Origin of the sequence: Candidatus Nucleicultrix amoebiphila FS5 (assembly GCF_002117145.1) — a bacterium.
In the GTDB taxonomy this organism is placed as follows: domain Bacteria; phylum Pseudomonadota; class Alphaproteobacteria; order Caedimonadales; family Nucleicultricaceae; genus Nucleicultrix; species Nucleicultrix amoebiphila.
Window position 1 is genome coordinate 597297 of sequence record NZ_CP008743.1, and the last position, 15808, is coordinate 613104.

General features: G+C 37.3%; 16 protein-coding genes, 2 tRNA genes and 1 pseudogene. 7 read left to right on the forward strand and 12 right to left on the reverse strand.

Features of this window, described 5'->3' with window-relative positions:
* The first annotated feature begins 181 nt into the window (after positions 1 to 181).
* Entirely contained in the window at positions 182 to 775 is a 594-nt protein-coding gene (locus tag GQ61_RS02855; RefSeq protein WP_085783851.1) for a hypothetical protein, read from the forward strand.
* A 69-nt stretch (positions 776 to 844) separates the two neighbouring features.
* Here GQ61_RS02855 and GQ61_RS02860 read toward each other — a convergent pair whose 3' ends face one another.
* The 6 genes from GQ61_RS02860 to fliI form a co-directional block, all read right to left on the reverse strand.
* Positions 845 to 1696, reverse strand: coding sequence for an ion transporter (locus GQ61_RS02860; RefSeq protein WP_085783852.1), 852 nt, complete (start codon positions 1694 to 1696; stop codon positions 845 to 847).
* 112 nt (positions 1697 to 1808) lie between these two features.
* On the reverse strand, positions 1809 to 2828 hold the full coding sequence (locus GQ61_RS02865) for a patatin-like phospholipase family protein (RefSeq protein ID WP_198157385.1): 1020 nt from the start codon (positions 2826 to 2828) through the stop codon (positions 1809 to 1811).
* 67 nt (positions 2829 to 2895) lie between these two features.
* Complete coding sequence (locus GQ61_RS02870) at positions 2896 to 3678, reverse strand: 3-hydroxybutyrate dehydrogenase (RefSeq protein ID WP_085783854.1); 783 nt, start codon at positions 3676 to 3678, stop codon at positions 2896 to 2898.
* An 11-nt stretch (positions 3679 to 3689) separates the two neighbouring features.
* Positions 3690 to 4301: an NADPH-dependent FMN reductase gene (locus GQ61_RS02875; RefSeq protein WP_085783855.1), complete on the reverse strand. Its 612-nt coding sequence runs from the start codon at positions 4299 to 4301 to the stop codon at positions 3690 to 3692.
* A 70-nt stretch (positions 4302 to 4371) separates the two neighbouring features.
* Entirely contained in the window at positions 4372 to 4791 is a 420-nt protein-coding gene (locus tag GQ61_RS02880) for a flagellar FliJ family protein (RefSeq protein WP_085783856.1), read from the reverse strand.
* A gap of 3 nt (positions 4792 to 4794) precedes the next feature.
* Complete coding sequence (gene fliI / locus GQ61_RS02885) at positions 4795 to 6138, reverse strand: flagellar protein export ATPase FliI (RefSeq protein ID WP_085783857.1); 1344 nt, start codon at positions 6136 to 6138, stop codon at positions 4795 to 4797.
* A 123-nt stretch (positions 6139 to 6261) separates the two neighbouring features.
* Here fliI and GQ61_RS02890 point away from each other — a divergent pair, with 123 nt between their 5' ends.
* The 4 genes from GQ61_RS02890 to GQ61_RS02905 all read left to right on the forward strand — a co-directional run bounded on the left by GQ61_RS02890 (position 6262) and on the right by GQ61_RS02905 (position 10327).
* A complete protein-coding gene (locus tag GQ61_RS02890; RefSeq protein WP_085783858.1) occupies positions 6262 to 7329 on the forward strand; it encodes a SagB/ThcOx family dehydrogenase in 1068 nt (355 codons plus the stop codon).
* A 78-nt stretch (positions 7330 to 7407) separates the two neighbouring features.
* Entirely contained in the window at positions 7408 to 8061 is a 654-nt protein-coding gene (locus GQ61_RS02895) for a hypothetical protein (protein WP_085783859.1), read from the forward strand.
* A 99-nt stretch (positions 8062 to 8160) separates the two neighbouring features.
* Positions 8161 to 9525, forward strand: coding sequence for a D-alanyl-D-alanine carboxypeptidase (locus GQ61_RS02900; RefSeq protein ID WP_085783860.1), 1365 nt, complete (start codon positions 8161 to 8163; stop codon positions 9523 to 9525).
* 4 nt (positions 9526 to 9529) lie between these two features.
* Positions 9530 to 10327, forward strand: coding sequence for a PhzF family phenazine biosynthesis protein (locus GQ61_RS02905; protein ID WP_085783861.1), 798 nt, complete (start codon positions 9530 to 9532; stop codon positions 10325 to 10327).
* Positions 10328 to 10340: 13 nt separating this feature from the next.
* On the opposite strand, the gene GQ61_RS02910 is transcribed toward GQ61_RS02905, so the two are convergent.
* From GQ61_RS02910 to GQ61_RS02925, 4 genes and pseudogenes are all read right to left on the reverse strand, one after another.
* Positions 10341 to 10754 carry a fosfomycin resistance glutathione transferase gene (locus tag GQ61_RS02910; protein ID WP_085783862.1) on the reverse strand — a complete coding sequence of 138 codons (414 nt, stop codon included), beginning with the start codon at positions 10752 to 10754 and terminating at the stop codon, positions 10341 to 10343.
* 1 nt (position 10755) lies between these two features.
* Positions 10756 to 11094: a 4a-hydroxytetrahydrobiopterin dehydratase gene (locus tag GQ61_RS02915; RefSeq protein WP_085783863.1), complete on the reverse strand. Its 339-nt coding sequence runs from the start codon at positions 11092 to 11094 to the stop codon at positions 10756 to 10758.
* Positions 11091 to 11679, reverse strand: a pseudogene (locus GQ61_RS02920) (IS1595 family transposase). The gene GQ61_RS02915 and the pseudogene GQ61_RS02920 overlap by 4 nt, the downstream one beginning before the upstream one ends.
* Before the next feature lie 220 nt (positions 11680 to 11899).
* Positions 11900 to 11990, reverse strand: a tRNA-Ser gene (locus GQ61_RS02925).
* A 147-nt stretch (positions 11991 to 12137) separates the two neighbouring features.
* Here GQ61_RS02925 and GQ61_RS02930 point away from each other — a divergent pair.
* A tRNA-Ser gene (locus GQ61_RS02930) sits at positions 12138 to 12231 on the forward strand.
* A gap of 27 nt (positions 12232 to 12258) precedes the next feature.
* Entirely contained in the window at positions 12259 to 12747 is a 489-nt protein-coding gene (locus GQ61_RS02935; protein WP_085783864.1) for a YbaK/EbsC family protein, read from the forward strand.
* 82 nt (positions 12748 to 12829) lie between these two features.
* Here GQ61_RS02935 and GQ61_RS02940 read toward each other — a convergent pair whose 3' ends face one another.
* Together GQ61_RS02940 and recG are read right to left on the reverse strand one after the other, a co-directional pair.
* Positions 12830 to 13657, reverse strand: coding sequence for a 23S rRNA (adenine(2030)-N(6))-methyltransferase RlmJ (locus GQ61_RS02940; RefSeq protein WP_198157387.1), 828 nt, complete (start codon positions 13655 to 13657; stop codon positions 12830 to 12832).
* A gap of 7 nt (positions 13658 to 13664) precedes the next feature.
* The gene (gene recG / locus GQ61_RS02945; protein ID WP_085783866.1) at positions 13665 to 15752 is read right to left on the reverse strand and encodes an ATP-dependent DNA helicase RecG; all 2088 of its coding nucleotides are present in this window, start codon (positions 15750 to 15752) and stop codon (positions 13665 to 13667) included.
* Between the last annotated feature and the right edge of the window lie 56 nt (positions 15753 to 15808).

The following is a 15808-nucleotide window of genomic DNA, read 5'->3' on the forward strand; positions in this document are numbered from 1 at the left end:
AAGATGAACAGTTTATAATCAGTTAATTATTGATTTTTCATCGAACAATTCTTGTTAATTGCAACATTATCGCATTTCACAGTGAATTTTTCTTTCTACAATCAAAAACTTGACTTCTAACATTATTTTTTTCATTAATAATTTATAAGTAAAAAATAATTTTAACATGGCTTTGAGGTCAATGAAGTTGATAATTCGTTTTTATATTTTAGTTTTAATTTTGCTTTTACCCAACTATTTGCTGGCTGAGCAAACTGATGTTGTCACTGAAGAGATGATAAATGAATCAAGTGACGGAAAGTCATCTGTCGCTACTGTTGTTGATCCTGACGCCCCCTTATCCGAAACTTTTATGGAAGATGAACTTGACGAAGAACCTGAAATAACGCAAGTGATTACTTTAGATACTCCTGTTTCATCAGATTCAGCAGACAATGAACTAGAGCTGCATCATACAGAATTGATGAACAAAAGAACCGAAAGTCCACAAAACCCCCGAGGTGTTGAATCTCCAGAGAAAATAGTTGTAAGAGATACTTTTGGTAAGGACCGATTTTTGAATGCGCCTGCAAGTAATAAGCGTGTAATTGACATGCATCTTGCGGGACCTATTGCAAACGCTGGTTACAGTAAAAATGATAGTTCATCAGAATCCATTCTCACGCGCTCCATGGAGCAACTGCATAAATTTCTCGAAAAGCATTTCTGGGTGAAGAAGGACTCTACTTCGGAAAAATCTCAGCAACGTTTGATAAACGTTAATCTTAAACCATAAGGCCATGATGTTTTTTACACAAAACACCTTACCTTATATTTTTTTTACACGTTCAATGCTACTTTCTCACTAGGATCTTCTTTTTTTGAGTTTCGTTGTAGGCTTTCTGAGAAGTTTTTCTTCCATAGTGATTTTCGTTTCGATCTTTTCAATGTAAGCCTCTAGATCCGAAATATGAATTTTTAAATCGTGAAGTGTTTGGAAGAGTTTCCCTCTGCTTCTTACACGTTCTGCGTGAAGCTCTGCACTCTTTTGTTGAACAGCATCCACAAAAACTCCTACAATCAGATTGATTGCTGAAAATGCAACTAAAAATGTGAAACTAATAAAATAGACCCAAGAATAAGCATGACCTGTCATCAAAGGACGCGCAACGTCCGCCCAGTTATCCAGCAGAGTTAACTGAGTAAGCGTTAAAATTGTGCCAGAAAATGTCCCAAAATGGTTTGGATCTATGTATCTATAAAGCTCAAATCCTATAACACCATAAATATAGTAAATGAGTAGAATAAGAAGAATCACTGCTGTCAGATGAGGAAGAGCAAGAAAAAAAGCTTCAACAATTTTGAGTAAGCGTGGTGATAGTTCTGCAAGCTTAAGCGTTCTAAAAATAGCAATAATGGCTACAAAAGGCATATTGAACACAACACCTAAAAGTGCTGCCGCAACAACTATACAATCAACTAAATTCCACGGAATAGAAAAATACTTTTTATCATATGCGATAAGTTTTATCGTCATTTCAATGCCAAATATATAAAGGATAAGCTTATGATAAAAATTAATGTTTGTAATATGTAGTTTGGAAGTTAAAAATTCTGATCCCTCAACAATAAACAAAAATGCATTGATCACTACTATTAATAAAATGACATGTTTGATAAGTTTGTTGTCGATAAAAGATTTTAGTGCTTGTTGCAACTCTCACTCTCCCATTATTATGAATTCTTATTTTTGCTAATATCATACATTCTATATTTAATTTTTTATTAATGATTCATATTTTAATGTTCTATCCAATATAGCGATTTCTTCACATCTTTGTCGAAGTTGTATCGATATATTCACTACGAAGATTAACAGTGGCTTCAACCCCAACCTTATCATAATTTTCCTTTAACCATCGTTTCGCTTCAGCTCTGCCTAAATCACGTAAATATGTCAAAAAACCCCAATCTGTACTAAACTTACTTGACACACCCAAACCTTTTAGAGGTTGGTCTGCATGAATAGAATGAATGAGAAGATGTCGCAATTTACCTCTATATTCTTCCTTTAACCACTCTTCATCCAATAATTTAATGACGAAAGAAATCGCTCTCAACTCTTTTAAAAGAGAAGAATTAAATGCTATTTCATTCATACGATTCATAATTTCTAAAGGTCTATCTGGAATTTCCTCTCTTACCATTGGATTGATATGAACAATGATAACATCTCGTGATTTTGATCGCGATATCAGAGGAAATAAGGGAGGATTTCCCGAAAATCCTCCATCCCAGAAACAATCATTACCAATTTTTACCGATTGAAAAAGCGTGGGCAAACACGAAGAGGCCATCACCACATCAGCCGTAATTGATTTATTGTGAAAAACCTGAACTTTTCCGGTACGCACACAAGTTGTCCCAATAAAAATGTTTGCGCACTCACATAATTTGAGTTCTTCAAAATTAACGCACTTCTCAAGCACATCTTTTAGTGGGTTTATGTTAAGTGGATTCCATTCATAAGGTGAAAAGAGTCGCGTTATCATCTGAAACCACAAAAACGAAGGATTACGATCTGCGTTCCAATGGTTCATAAATTTTTGAACATGGTTGTGATAGACTAGTTTAAAACCATTCCCGATCTTGCTCACTTCGTACCAAAAATTATGCAATGCCTCTTTGGCACCTTGAGGACCATTTTTCATGCGTCCATAGGCATAAACTACAGCATTCATTGCGCCAGCACTGGTTCCACTTAGACTATCAATGTCAATACGACCATCATCAATGAGTTGTTCAATGACACCCCAAGCATAGGCGCCATGAGAACCACCACCTTGCAAGGCTAAATTGACGACTTTCTGGTCTTTATTTCTCAGCTCTTTCCTCCGTTAGAACACAATTCTCAAATTATTGAGCTGTCCATCCACCATCCATAGAGAGCGCTGCTCCTGTCATCGACTCTCCAGCTTCACTACAAAGAAAAATCACCAAATCACCAATGTCCTCAGGCTTGATGAATCGCAAAGAAGGTTGCTTCTCAAGCAGTAATTTTATCTTTGCATCTTCAAAACTGATTTTATCGCGTACGCCCATGTCTCGGATTTGTTTTTCAACCAACGGCGTCAAAACCCATCCAGGACAAATGGCATTGCATGTAATGTTTCTTTCAGCATTTTCCAGAGCCACAACTTTAGTAAGACCTAAGACCCCATGTTTCGCAGCTACATAAGCTGATTTTTGTTTTGAAGCGACTAGACCATGAGCAGAAGCAATATTAATAATTCTCCCAAAATTATTTTTCTTCATTCCCGGTAGAGCATAGCGAATTCCATGAAAAACAGAAGATAAATTGGTCGCAAGAATTGCATCCCACTTTTCTGGAGGAAATTCTTCAACAAGAGCCGTAAATTGAATTCCCGCGTTATTGACCAGAATATCAAGACGTCCAAAAGCTGATTCAGCCTGCTTGATCATGGCTTCAATCTCTTGAGGCTTTGTAATATCTGCTCCTGAATAATGAGATTTAACACTAAATTCTGTAGAGAGATCTTCTGTTAATTTATCAATTTCCCCCTTATCGCCAAAACCATTTAACATTATATTGACTCCAGCGCTAGCGAGCCTTTGAGCGATTGCTAACCCAATACCGCTAGTAGAGCCAGTTACAATTGCAGATTTTCCTTTAATCATCAAAATCCCCCTTAATTAGGTGTTCCTTCAGAACGTGCTCCTCTTAAAGCTTTTGCATGCCAAATAAGTTCATCTAAGAATTTTTTTGTCTGTTTCTCATAGCGGTTTTCAACGTCTTTGCCATTTTCATCCAGACTGACATGCACTTGAGGAAAGTAATGAACACTGGGAAGAGAAGACATACCAACCTCTCCCATGATACCGCGAAGATTTGTTATACCTCGAGATGCTCCAAAAGCCCCCATTGAATACATTGCCAAAGCGCCAGGACGGAAAGCATATTCAGGCAAAAAATAATCAATAAGATTTTTCAATCCTGGTTGAACACTAAAATTATATTCACCCGCCACCAGCAGAAATCCATCGGACGCCTTAAAAATTTCCGAAATATTTTTTAACCGCTCGAATAATGCTTTATCATCACTATGTAAATTCTTATCTGCTGCATACTCGCTATATCTTCTTTCAAGCAGAGGAAGTTTTTCAAGTTTTGCATCCACAATAGTTGTAGAAACACCTCGCTCTTTTAGATGGCTATCTAAGTATTTGATTACACGTAATCCGTTTCTCTCAATACGATAAGATCCAAATAGAATAGTTATTTTTAAATTTTCGTTCGACATTATTAATCTCCCAAATTTTTATTGATATTATTTTAAACAGAATATTATTACTTAAGTCCTTATTTTTTTTCTAATGAGATTTTTTTCTATAAAATCGGTTGAGAGCCGCTTCATCCATAATTATTTCTTCGATTTTATCTTTTTTTTTCTTTGTTTGAGTGATTTTCTGCTGACGATAAATATCAACAGACTTAAAATCTGAGTAAAGACGATGGAATGTATCTTGTTCTTCATTACGAATATGTTCAATACGACGGATATCATCCAGTAATTTTTTTTTCTTCATTTCCGTATTTTTTAAATACTCAAGATAAGCAAAGTGAGTACTCGTTGACCCTTGCGCCAAACTTCTTTCAGACGCTATTTCTTCATAGAGCTCTTTTAACTTGTCTTCAAGAACTTCAATCTGAGCGTTTAATTGTTTCAATTTTATTTGCTGAGCATCAACTTCTTGTTTCTTTATGCGCAAAAGAAGATTAATGGACTTCATAAACTATATATCTTTCACGGGCGGAAGAATCTCTTCCAATAATTGAAAAGCATCAGGTAACGACACACACTCGTTCAATTTTTGACTTAAAAATTCTTCTAATGGCGCATTATATTGTATTGCTTCGTCTACCTCTGCATTCGCACCTCTGCGATAGGCCCCTAAACGAATCATTTCAGCCATATCTTCGTAAGTAGATAAAAGTTGTCGCGCTTTCTTAATCAAACGTGTCTCGTCTTCAGTATTACACATAGGCATAGACCTAGAAACGCTACGCAATAAATTAATAGCTGGATAGCGCCCACGTTCTGCAATCGCTCGTTCAAGCACCACATGACCATCTAATATGCTGCGAACAGAATCTGCAACAGGTTCATTATGATCATCTCCTTCCACAAGAACCGTGAATAGTCCTGTGATACTCCCTGATTGAGCTTTATCAAGTCCAGGGCCTGCGCGCTCTAGAAGACGCGGAAGTTCAGCAAAAACACTAGGGGTATACCCTTTGCTGGCAGAAGGTTCTCCTAGAGCTAATCCAATTTCTCTTAACGCCATCGCAAAGCGAGTCACGCTATCCATTAAACAAAGCACTTCACATCCTTGATCTCTAAAGTACTCGGAGACTGTCATGGTTAGATATGCAGCCTGTCTTCTTAACAAAGCAGGCTCATCGGATGTTGAAACTATCAACACACTTTTCTTTAACCCCTCTTCGCCAAGAGTATGCTTGATAAACTCTTTGACCTCTCGACCGCGCTCACCAATCAAACCGATAACAATAACATCTGCTTTTGCATTACGCGCAAGTTGAGCCAAGAGCATAGATTTGCCCACTCCAGATCCAGCAAAAACACCCATTCTCTGCCCTCGACAACAGGTTAGAAAAGTATTAAACGCTCTCACTCCTAAATCCAGTCGCTCTTCCACTAAAGCTCTTGCATGAGCTGGTATTGGAGGCGCTTTGTAAGAATATACTCTGTCGCCATAGAGCAATGGCTCTTGGCCATCAATGGGCTCTCCTAATCCATTCAGCACTCTGCCCAACCAACTTTGATGAGGATAAGCAACAGCTTCTTGCCCAGCAAACTCAATTTTACTCCCAGGTCCAACACCTTCGATCGCATCATAAGGCATTACTAGAGCAGATTCTTCGCGAAAGCCCACTACTTCTGCTTGTATTCTTCTACCTTCACGACCCTCAATAACACAAATTTCACCTATAAAGACTCGATTAGAAGGAGCTTTAACCACTAAAAGTGTCCCTGCAAGTGATTCAACGCGACCAAAAGCACTTTGCGTCTGAAGTCTTTTAATTTCAGCTAATACTCCGCCTACCTTTTGATTCATTCTTTTCTTTCACTTTTATTTTTTGTCATCTTATAAGGGTATGGTATAAAAGTGAACTAGGACGTGATATTTTATTTTTTCCATAATGGAATAAATAACAAAAATTCTCTCCAGGGCAGCACAATGGAACGTTTACATATCAATCCCAATATCTTCTTTTTTATTCATGAGAATGAATTTGTGCTTTGGGATTATCAACATCATACTCAGTACGCCCTTCAAAAAGACTATTTTGAAAGGATTTTGGCATGGAAAAATCCAACGTTTGAAGCAACTCTTTCCGAGATAGACAAAGAATTAATAGAAGCCGATGTACTGAGTCTCAAACCATACCCTAACGTCCTTTGGGGATGGGATAAACTTTCTTACATTTTTCATCTCGGAACTAATGACATTAATTATGTTGATGGCGGTTTAGAGGAGCAACAATGGATTACTTTGTATCTTAAAGAATCTGAAAAATTGAAAGGACCCAAGCCTCAACTTTTTGTTGAAAGATCTGGACTTGAAACTCTTCTACCAAAACCCACTCTAGAGAAACTTTCTGATTCTTCTTTTCTCGAGACTTTAAAAAATAGAAAAACATCACGAGAATTTTTTGATCAATCCATTTCCTTAACTGACCTTAGTACGCTGCTTTTTGTCAGCTTTGGTTTGATTCATGGTCCATGGCAAGAACTAAAGGAATTAAGCCTTGATGAATATGCATTTCGCAAAACGAGTCCTTCTGGGGGCGGACTGCACCCAACAGAAGTCTTTTTAGTGGTGAATAACATTGAAGATTTATCCTCAGGAGTATACCACTATAATGTCAAGAAGCATGCTTTAACACGAATTAATGACCAGGTTTCCGATGAACAACTCACCAAAGCTTTAGCAGGTCAGTTTTTTGGTAAATCTTCAGCCTGTGGAATTTTCTTGGTTTCTTTCTTCGAAAAAATTTGGCGCAAATATCCACATTCTCGTGCTTATCGTATTGCGGTCTTAGATGCTGGGCACATTTCTCAAACATGCTTATTAACAGCCACTGCTTTAAATATCCAAACATGGATCACTGGAGCATTCTATGAACAGCAAGTTAATGAATTTTTAAAATTGGATGGCATTCATCAAGCACCATTCATCTATATTGCTCTAGGTCATGGATCAGGAGCATCCATACCAGAGAAAATCAAAAATTTTATTGCGTAAGAGACTTTTTAATATATTAAAGAGTCCGATTTTTTGAGCTTAATGCAATTCTTGTTAATCTAGTACTAGGGAGTGATTATGCTGATTGTTAAGAAAATTTCTTTATTTTTTTCTTGGATTTTAATGATATCAACGGTTTCTTCTTCTAATATTCAGAAGTTTTTCATTGATGATCTTGAACCACATCAAGTATTAAGACTACGCTTTTCAGGGGAAGGTCCTGTTTTTAAAAAACTGGATTCTTCAGATGTTGTCGCAAAACTCTGGGATGATTCAATCAAAGCTCATCTTGTTAAAGTTGATCACTATGACACTTTAACAACTCCCGTTGGCATTGTTGTATATAGTCAAATCATTTATCCTTCAGACTCAAAAAATTGTGCAGTTATTACCGCACCACGTTTCGTTTTTAACAATGAATGTTTTTTAATGAGAGGCGCAGAAATTACTTTAAAAAGCAATAAAATTTCAAGCCCATGCCAGAGCATAAGCATTAAAGCAAAAGATATTTCTAAACCTGTGCATATTAAAGGAGGAGTTAATTTTGATCCGAATCCCTTGCTTGATGAGTCGCAATATGCAGATCTTTCTAGGGAAATCCATGATGCTATTGGTCAGCCTTTAAAATTCATGCCCTTAAGCTTACATCATGTTTCATCGTCACTCGATTTTACTAATGCTATCGTCACTGTAATTTATCAATCAAATAACGAAGGATCGCAAATTTTCTAAAATATCTTTTTTAGACGCAGCCATGATTTAAGGCCTGGACATTAAGCCAAAGATGTATTTTAATTAATAGTTGTGAATATTAAATGATATAAAAGCAGGATGGCATTGCGTTTGAGCTTGTTGAATAAATTGGTTTTTTTCTTCTTTTTAGCTACAAGCATGGGTTTGCTTTCGTCTGCGGCTCAAGCGATGCGCTACGCACACATCGTTATTGATGCTAAAACAGGACGCGTATTTCACGCTAAAAGCGCAGACACTACTGTTTTTCCTTGGTCATTAACAAAAATGATGACCCTCTATCTTTTACTTGAGCAGCTTGAGTCAAGAAAGGTTTCACTTGATACAAAGATACGAATTTCAAAATCTGCTACAACTATGCCTAATTTTCAATTTCATCTTAAACCTGGCACAAGAGTTCCAGTAAGATATGCTATTTTAGGACTCATGGTGAAATCTGCAAACGATATGGCTGTAGCCATTGCTGAGCATCTTGGAAATGGGTCAGAAGCACGGTTTGCACAGATGATGACTCAAAAAGCTCGTGAGCTGGGTCTCTCTAGAACTACATTTCGCAATGCTTCTGGTGTTCCCGACCCTCTTCAATCTACCACAGCTAAAGATATGGCAGTGCTTTCACAAGCTCTTTACAAACGATTTCCTCAGTACTCGTCTTACTTTGGTACTCCTTCATTTCAAATGAATGGATTAACGTACAAAAATAGCAATAAACTTTTAGGAACAGTAGTAGGAGTGAATGGAATTAAGACTGGATACGCTCGAGGTGCTCATAATCTTGCTGTTTCAGCAATTAGAGATAATAGACATATTATTGCAGTTTTGATTGGTGGAAAAAGTGCAAGTTGGCGTGATCAACGTCTTGCAAGTCTCGTTGAAAGTACTTTTGAAATTATCAATTCTGAGAAGAAAAATGGATTAAAAAATCAAAATGAACTCCAATATGTTGTGCTTGCCAAAAATCTTAATCCACCATCTAGTGTTTCAAAACAATCTGAAATTATGCTTGCTAATAATAACCTTTCACAACCCTTAAGTATTCCGCCTGAATATTTTACAAAAAGGCTGCCTACTCCCTCAGAAATAAATGCCCCACGACATTCTCCCGAAATTAAACAAGTAAGTTATTCTGAGCCTGCATCCCCAATAACAACAGTAAATGATAAAAGTGGAGATTGGGCCATCCAAATAGGTGCCTATCGGCAGTCTCAAGAAGCTTCTAATGCGGCTAATGCTGTCTTAAAAACAATGCCTAAGATCATGGCAACCAAAGCAAAAATAACCATTAGTCCCTCACCGCGTAATAAACGTAAAGTCTATAGAGCTAGACTGAACGGTTTTTCTAAAGATCAAGCTCTTAATTTTTGCAAAAAAGTAACAGCTAAAGGTGGGCAATGTCTCCCCATAAAACCTTCTCGCTCTGCTAAAATATTTGTAGCTATGAAGTAAAAAAATGAAAATAAATTTTTGGCTCGTAGATGCTTTTACGGATCAACCTTTTAAAGGCAATCCAGCAGCCGTGATGCTCGTAGATGATTTCCCATCGGATCAAATATGTCAAAAGATCGCTCAAGAAATTCATTATTCTGAAACTGCTTTTGTAAAGCCTATAAAGTATGAACAATTTCAGTTACGGTGGTTTTCTCCCAAGGTTGAAGTAGACTTTTGTGGACATGCAACACTTGCTGCAGCTCATGTTCTCCTTCATGAGAACATTGTGCAAGATCAAGAACTACATTTCATTACAAAAAGTGGCCCTTTACGTGTCACAAAAGCAGACGATAACCTTCTTTTGCTCAATCTTCCCTTGCAAAAAGGAGAGGAAGATGTTGATCTCAAAATTTTTAAGTCTATTTTAGAAGTACCTGTTTTAAAAGCAGTACGTGTTATCAATGATGTGATCGTTGAAATACCTGAAGATATTAATCTACAGTCTCTTCATGTTGACATTAAAAGGCTTGAAGATACTAAGTTCAGAGGCATCATTATTACTCAAAAGAGTAAAGGTGATTTTGATTTCATTTCTCGTTTCTTTGTTCCAAATGAATCTATTACTGAGGACCCTGTTACAGGCTCAGCTCATTGCAAACTTGCTGATTATTGGATGCATAAACTAAAAAAAACAGAGTTTAAAGCCTATCAAGCCTCTTCTCGTGGAGGAGTCATTGATATTGAAGTACAAGGGAATCGAGTGCTATTAAAAAGCCAAGCGACCATTCTTATGCGAGGTAGTTGGATAGCAAACACTTAACTTATCTTGTTCTTTAAACAAACCACTCCACATTTTTCCAAGAACCTAAAAAAATTTTCTTTTCTTTTACCCTAGATTGCCAATTTCCTACATGAATTTCTAATTTATGACCATCTGGATCGAGAAAATAAAGAGAATCACCCGGAGATTTATTTTCTTTAAACATCTCTGCATTTGAAGCCTGAATTTTTTGAGCCATACAATAAAAATCATCCTGTGAAACACTAAAAGCATAATGCGTATAGCAAGGACTGATGACTCGTTTTTCATCGAGGTTAAGACAGAACCAAAAATCTTTTCCCACAAGAAAATAAGCGCCCCTATCCCACTTAACCAAAGGTTTAAGACCAAGAACGCTTTTATAAAAATGAAATGATTTTTCTATATCAGCAACTGCAAGAGTAATGTGATTCATACCTTGAATCATTTTATTCCCCTAGAGCATCAATCTTTGAAGAGAGAATAAAATCATTTTTAGAAAGGCCTTTAATATTATGAGACCAAAGTTCAATAGTACATCGTCCCCAACCAACGATCAAATTTGGATGATGACCTTCCTCTTCGGCTAATTTTCCAATTTTATTAGCAAAATCAAGCGCTTCTTTAAAATTTTTGAATTTGTATTGTCGGACCAGGTGTCCTTTTTCATTTACTTGCCATTCTGAATCAATCTCAGTCATATAATGTTTTATATCGTCCAACCCTAATGGATTAATATACCCTTCACAAACTTGACATTTTTCTTGTCCTAATTGTGATACACTCATATGGTCTCCCTTATAAAAATTGCATCGTTGTTTAAATAAATTTTAGGTGAGCCCATATTAAACCTCCACTCACACTCTTTCAAGAAAAGATGGAAGTTTGAGGTTTTGGGACACCATTATATTTTCTTAGATGTCTCTTTGCTTGATTCCAAAAGTTCTCAATACTATTAATATGCTTATGCTTGTGAGCAAAAAATTCTAAGGTTGATACGATAGTACTTAAACTCAGACACATCTAAAACATTGTAAGAACGATAACAATCTGTATAGATAATACTGTCAGGCTTGATTTTTTCTCGAATAATGGACATCAACGTTGATGATTTAGTATCATCGATGACTTGTGTGTAAACTTTTCCCTCTCGTTTTAAGAGGCAAAAGACAGGAATTTTCCCTGCGGAACCTTTATCTCTCTTACCTTTTCGCACACTTCCAAAATAACTTTCATCAAGTTCACTCTCTCCACAAAATTGCTCGCTGGACTCCTACTAAATCACCCGCTGTTCGAGTAGGCGTTTCTGCTAGAAAAAATTCCATAAGCTTTAACTGTTCATTTCTTGAGAGTTTACAATGCATTACATACATCCCAACATCCAAACTTCTTAAAAGTCAGGTGTCAGCCCCTATTTTTTTCATTTTTATCTAGGAATAATAAACGCTTTTCTTGTATGGAGCGAATAAAAACAATGAGAAAGGCCATATTAGTATTTTAGTGCAAGAGCAAGCTTTCTTGACTATTCTTGCTAAAATTAACAGCAGCCTTAAGGTCATCTAAGGCGGGTTGATCGTTATGACGACGAACGGATGGCGGAGGGGATGGGATTCGAACCCACGATACGCTATTAACGTATACACGATTTCCAATCGTGCGCCTTCAACCACTCGGCCACCCCTCCTCTAGGGACTTTCTCCAATTAGACGACAAAGACTCCATTGTCAACGCTCTCGAGTAAAACATCACAAAGAAAAACGTAAATTTTAAGAACTTCAGATTGACACAACACTCTAGGATGGTTAGTTAATTATCTAGCTTAATCCTTAAGGGAGGGGTGGCCGAGAGGCTGAAGGCGGCGGTTTGCTAAACCGTTATACGGGTTAAAGCCCGTATCGTGGGTTCGAATCCCATCCCCTCCGCCAGGTTTTGTGTAAGTGGAAGGATTAGAAATGTCCTCAACGCCTCTTAGGCTTAGTAAAAGCGCCCAAAGTGTGCAAGATGTACTTGCTCAAAAAGGACTTACTTTTCAAGTAGTTGAGTTAGAAGAAAGCACGCGAACAGCCCTTGAAGCTGCAAATACAATTGGTTGCGACGTTGCTCAAATTATTAAATCTTTACTTTTCCGAACAAAAGATACAAGAAAACCTGTGCTCGTTTTAGCAAGCGGCATCAATCGAGTTAATGAAAAAGCCATTGCCCACCACCTTGGTGAAAAAATTGAAAAAGCAGACGCTAATTTTACCAGGGAAGTGACTGGATTTGCTATCGGCGGCATTCCGCCTGTTGGACACCAACAAGTGCTTACAACGTTTATCGATGAAGATTTGCTTAAGTTAGACACATTATGGGCAGCCGCTGGCACACCTTTTGCAGTCTTTTCTCTTCACGCAAAAGACCTTCAAAATCTTACTGCAGGTACTATTATCTCGATTAAGTAGCCATGAGTATGGTTGGATTGAATTGAATTGGATTTGATAGCTAGCAAGCCTAACATATCAACGCTACAGTCTTTTCACTCTTTCAATGTATCTTGAAAAAGCCATCTTCATTAATGTCAAAAGCTGTCAGTAACTTTGGTAAAGCCTGTTCAAGACTCTCTTTAAGTTTCCAAGGAGGATTGATCAACACCATTCCACAACCATTAAGTCTCTCAATATTTTTGGGAAAAGACCAATAAAATTCGACTTTAAGAACCTTTTTCAAACTCAGAGATTCTAAGCTCTGATAAAATTTCTTTATCTCTTTTGGGTCTTTGATAGGAAACCAAATACCATACATACCGTGAGCAAATCTTTTCAGAGCATCTTTAAGACCCTGCGTGATCTGTTTAAATTCATCTTTTGCTTCGAAAGGAGGATCTATCAAAACTAAGCCTCGACGCTCCTTTGGTGGCAAATGCGCCTTTAAAGCAATATAGGCGTCTTGATACAAAACCTTTACACGCTCATCTCTTTTAAACAAAGAATTTAAAACATAACAATCTTCTGGATGTAGTTCTGAGAGAATTAAACGATCTTGCTCTCTTAAAAAATGTCGACTGATCCAAGGAGAACCAGGATATTTCTTGATATCTATTGAACCTTCATTCAACTCTTTCAAAAGATTAACATAAACTTGAAAAATGAGATCTTCTTTACATTGATTCATAAAACGCTGAACGCCACCTTCGAACTCTCGCGTTTTTTGAGGAGCTTCTAGAGTCAAGTCATAAAGTCCCAAGCCAGCATGAGTATCAAGCACAAAAAAAGGTGTGTCCTTCTGAAGTAGCTTTTGCAGTACTAACGTTAAAATAAAATGTTTAAAAACATCCGCCATTCCACCAGCGTGGTAAATATGTCTATAATTCATGAGTATTTTATCCTGCTTGCAAATATTGAACAGCAGCGTCCTGTTCATAAAGTGCTAAAAGAATGCGTAAAGCCTTACCACGTTCTGAAAGCAAAAATGGATCATGAATGAGTATTTCTTTAGCGTCTTCATGGGCTTGATTTAAAAGGTTTTGATGAAATTCCAGATTTGCAAAACGAAAATTAGCCATTCCACTTTGTTTTAACCCAAGGATCTCACCTCCTCCTCGTAGTTTCAAATCCTCTTCAGCAATGCGAAAGCCATCGTTACTCTGACGCATTATTTGTAAACGCGCTTGAGCTACTGAATTGAGTGAACCTTGATACAGAAGCAAACACGTCGCTTGTTGCTCACCTCGCCCCACTCTCCCACGCAATTGATGTAATTGAGCTAATCCAAAGCGATCTGCATGCTCAATTACCATTACCGTTGCATCATCCACATGCACTCCAACTTCTATTACTGTTGTAGCCACGAGAATCTTGATGTCACCTTCAATAAATGATGTCATAACTTTTTCTTTTTCTATCGACTTCATACGTCCATGGATAAGTCCTACTTTTCCTTTAAAGTGCGTTTCTAAGCTAAGAGCTCTGTCTTCTACCGAAGTTAAATCAAGAGCTTCAGATTCTTCTACCAAAGGACACACCCAATAGATCTTTCCACCTCTGTTAATTTCGCGCTTAAGAGCTTCTATGACTTCCCTCAACCTATCCGTAGAGATAGCTTTTGTTACAATATCCTTGCGTCCTGAAGGTTTTTGCCTCAAGAATGAACAATCTAAGTCTCCATGGGTGGTCATCATCAAAGTCCTGGGAATTGGCGTTGCCGTCATAACAAGCGTATCAACACTTTGTCCTTTTTGAGAGAGCTGCAAACGTTGAGAAACACCAAATCGATGTTGTTCATCAATCACTGCCAATCCTAAATCTTTAAAAACTACTCCTTCTTGAATCAAAGCATGAGTACCCACAAGGATTTTAAGAGAATGATCTTGAAGACACTTGAGAACTTCATCTCTTTCACTTTTACGATCTTTTCCTGTCAATAGTCCAACGGATACCCCAATTTTATCGGCCCATCTTTTCATGTTCTGATAATGCTGACGGGCTAAAATCTCAGTAGGTGCAAGGTATGCACCTTGAAGACCTGCTTCAACAGCATTCAAAAGAGCCAGAAAAGCCACAATTGTTTTACCACTTCCCACATCTCCCTGAAGAAGTCTTACCATACGCTTGGGCTCCGCCATATCTTTGAAGATCTCTTTCAATGAGGATCGTTGATGCTCTGTTAGTTGAAAGGGTAAAGAGTCAATAGCCCTTTTTCGTAACTCTCCATTACCTATAATTGGCCTACCTTGAGACTTAATTTGAGTTTGTCTTATGAGTTGTAAGGAAAGTTGATTAGCCAGTAATTCATCATAAGCAAGACGCTGATAAGCTAAATTAAAAGGGTTAATCTCTTCATTCTTTTGAGGATTATGAATAGAAACAAGAGATTCTCTCCATCCTAACCATTTTGCTTTTGCTTTTATTTTTTCAGAAATCCATTCGGGAAGAGTCACACATCGTTTAAAAGCTTCATCTATAAATTTACGTAACATTTTTTGTGTCAACCCTTGAGTCAAAGGATATTGCGGTTCAGGACCTTGCCAATCTTTTAAAGTTAAAGGATGTCCGATATGATCGGGATGTATCATTTGCCAACGTGATTGATAATATTCCACTTTTCCGCTAACGGCTCTTTCCTGACCTGAGGGAAGGATTTTCAGTAGATAAATCTCTTGAGGATGAAAAAAAACAAGATCAAGTCGTCCTCCATATTTATCAGAACATCGCACACGATAGGGCAATCTTTTCCCCTTTGGTGGCTTTACGTGTTCATCGATACTAACTAATAAAGTTACAACATCACTAGGTCGAGCCATGGACAATTTATCAACTAAACGTCTTTGAATAACGCCTGTTGGACAATGACATAATAAAGAAAAAACTCTTGAACCAACAAGATTTTCTAACCTTCGCGAACTTTCAGGACCAACTCCTGAAAGGGAAATCAGTGATGAAAATAATGTTGTTAGTATTTCAGGTCGCACTGGTTACATCTTCTAAAATAAATAAAACATATAGTTTTATAGTTATATCTTGTTTA

Coding starts and splice junctions, on each gene's coding strand:
- GQ61_RS02895 (WP_085783859.1), top strand. CDS start 7,408: ATGCTGATTGTTAAGAAAATTTCTTTATTTTTTTCTTGGATTTTAATG.
- fliI (WP_085783857.1), bottom strand. CDS start 6,138: ATGAATCAAAAGGTAGGCGGAGTATTAGCTGAAATTAAAAGACTTCAG.
- GQ61_RS02905 (WP_085783861.1), top strand. CDS start 9,530: ATGAAAATAAATTTTTGGCTCGTAGATGCTTTTACGGATCAACCTTTT.
- GQ61_RS02915 (WP_085783863.1), bottom strand. CDS start 11,094: ATGAGTGTATCACAATTAGGACAAGAAAAATGTCAAGTTTGTGAAGGG.
- GQ61_RS02910 (WP_085783862.1), bottom strand. CDS start 10,754: ATGATTCAAGGTATGAATCACATTACTCTTGCAGTTGCTGATATAGAA.
- GQ61_RS02900 (WP_085783860.1), top strand. CDS start 8,161: ATGGCATTGCGTTTGAGCTTGTTGAATAAATTGGTTTTTTTCTTCTTT.
- GQ61_RS02875 (WP_085783855.1), bottom strand. CDS start 4,301: ATGTCGAACGAAAATTTAAAAATAACTATTCTATTTGGATCTTATCGT.
- GQ61_RS02880 (WP_085783856.1), bottom strand. CDS start 4,791: ATGAAGTCCATTAATCTTCTTTTGCGCATAAAGAAACAAGAAGTTGAT.
- GQ61_RS02935 (WP_085783864.1), top strand. CDS start 12,259: ATGTCCTCAACGCCTCTTAGGCTTAGTAAAAGCGCCCAAAGTGTGCAA.
- GQ61_RS02890 (WP_085783858.1), top strand. CDS start 6,262: ATGGAACGTTTACATATCAATCCCAATATCTTCTTTTTTATTCATGAG.
- GQ61_RS02940 (WP_198157387.1), bottom strand. CDS start 13,657: ATGAATTATAGACATATTTACCACGCTGGTGGAATGGCGGATGTTTTT.
- GQ61_RS02870 (WP_085783854.1), bottom strand. CDS start 3,678: ATGATTAAAGGAAAATCTGCAATTGTAACTGGCTCTACTAGCGGTATT.
- GQ61_RS02855 (WP_085783851.1), top strand. CDS start 182: ATGAAGTTGATAATTCGTTTTTATATTTTAGTTTTAATTTTGCTTTTA.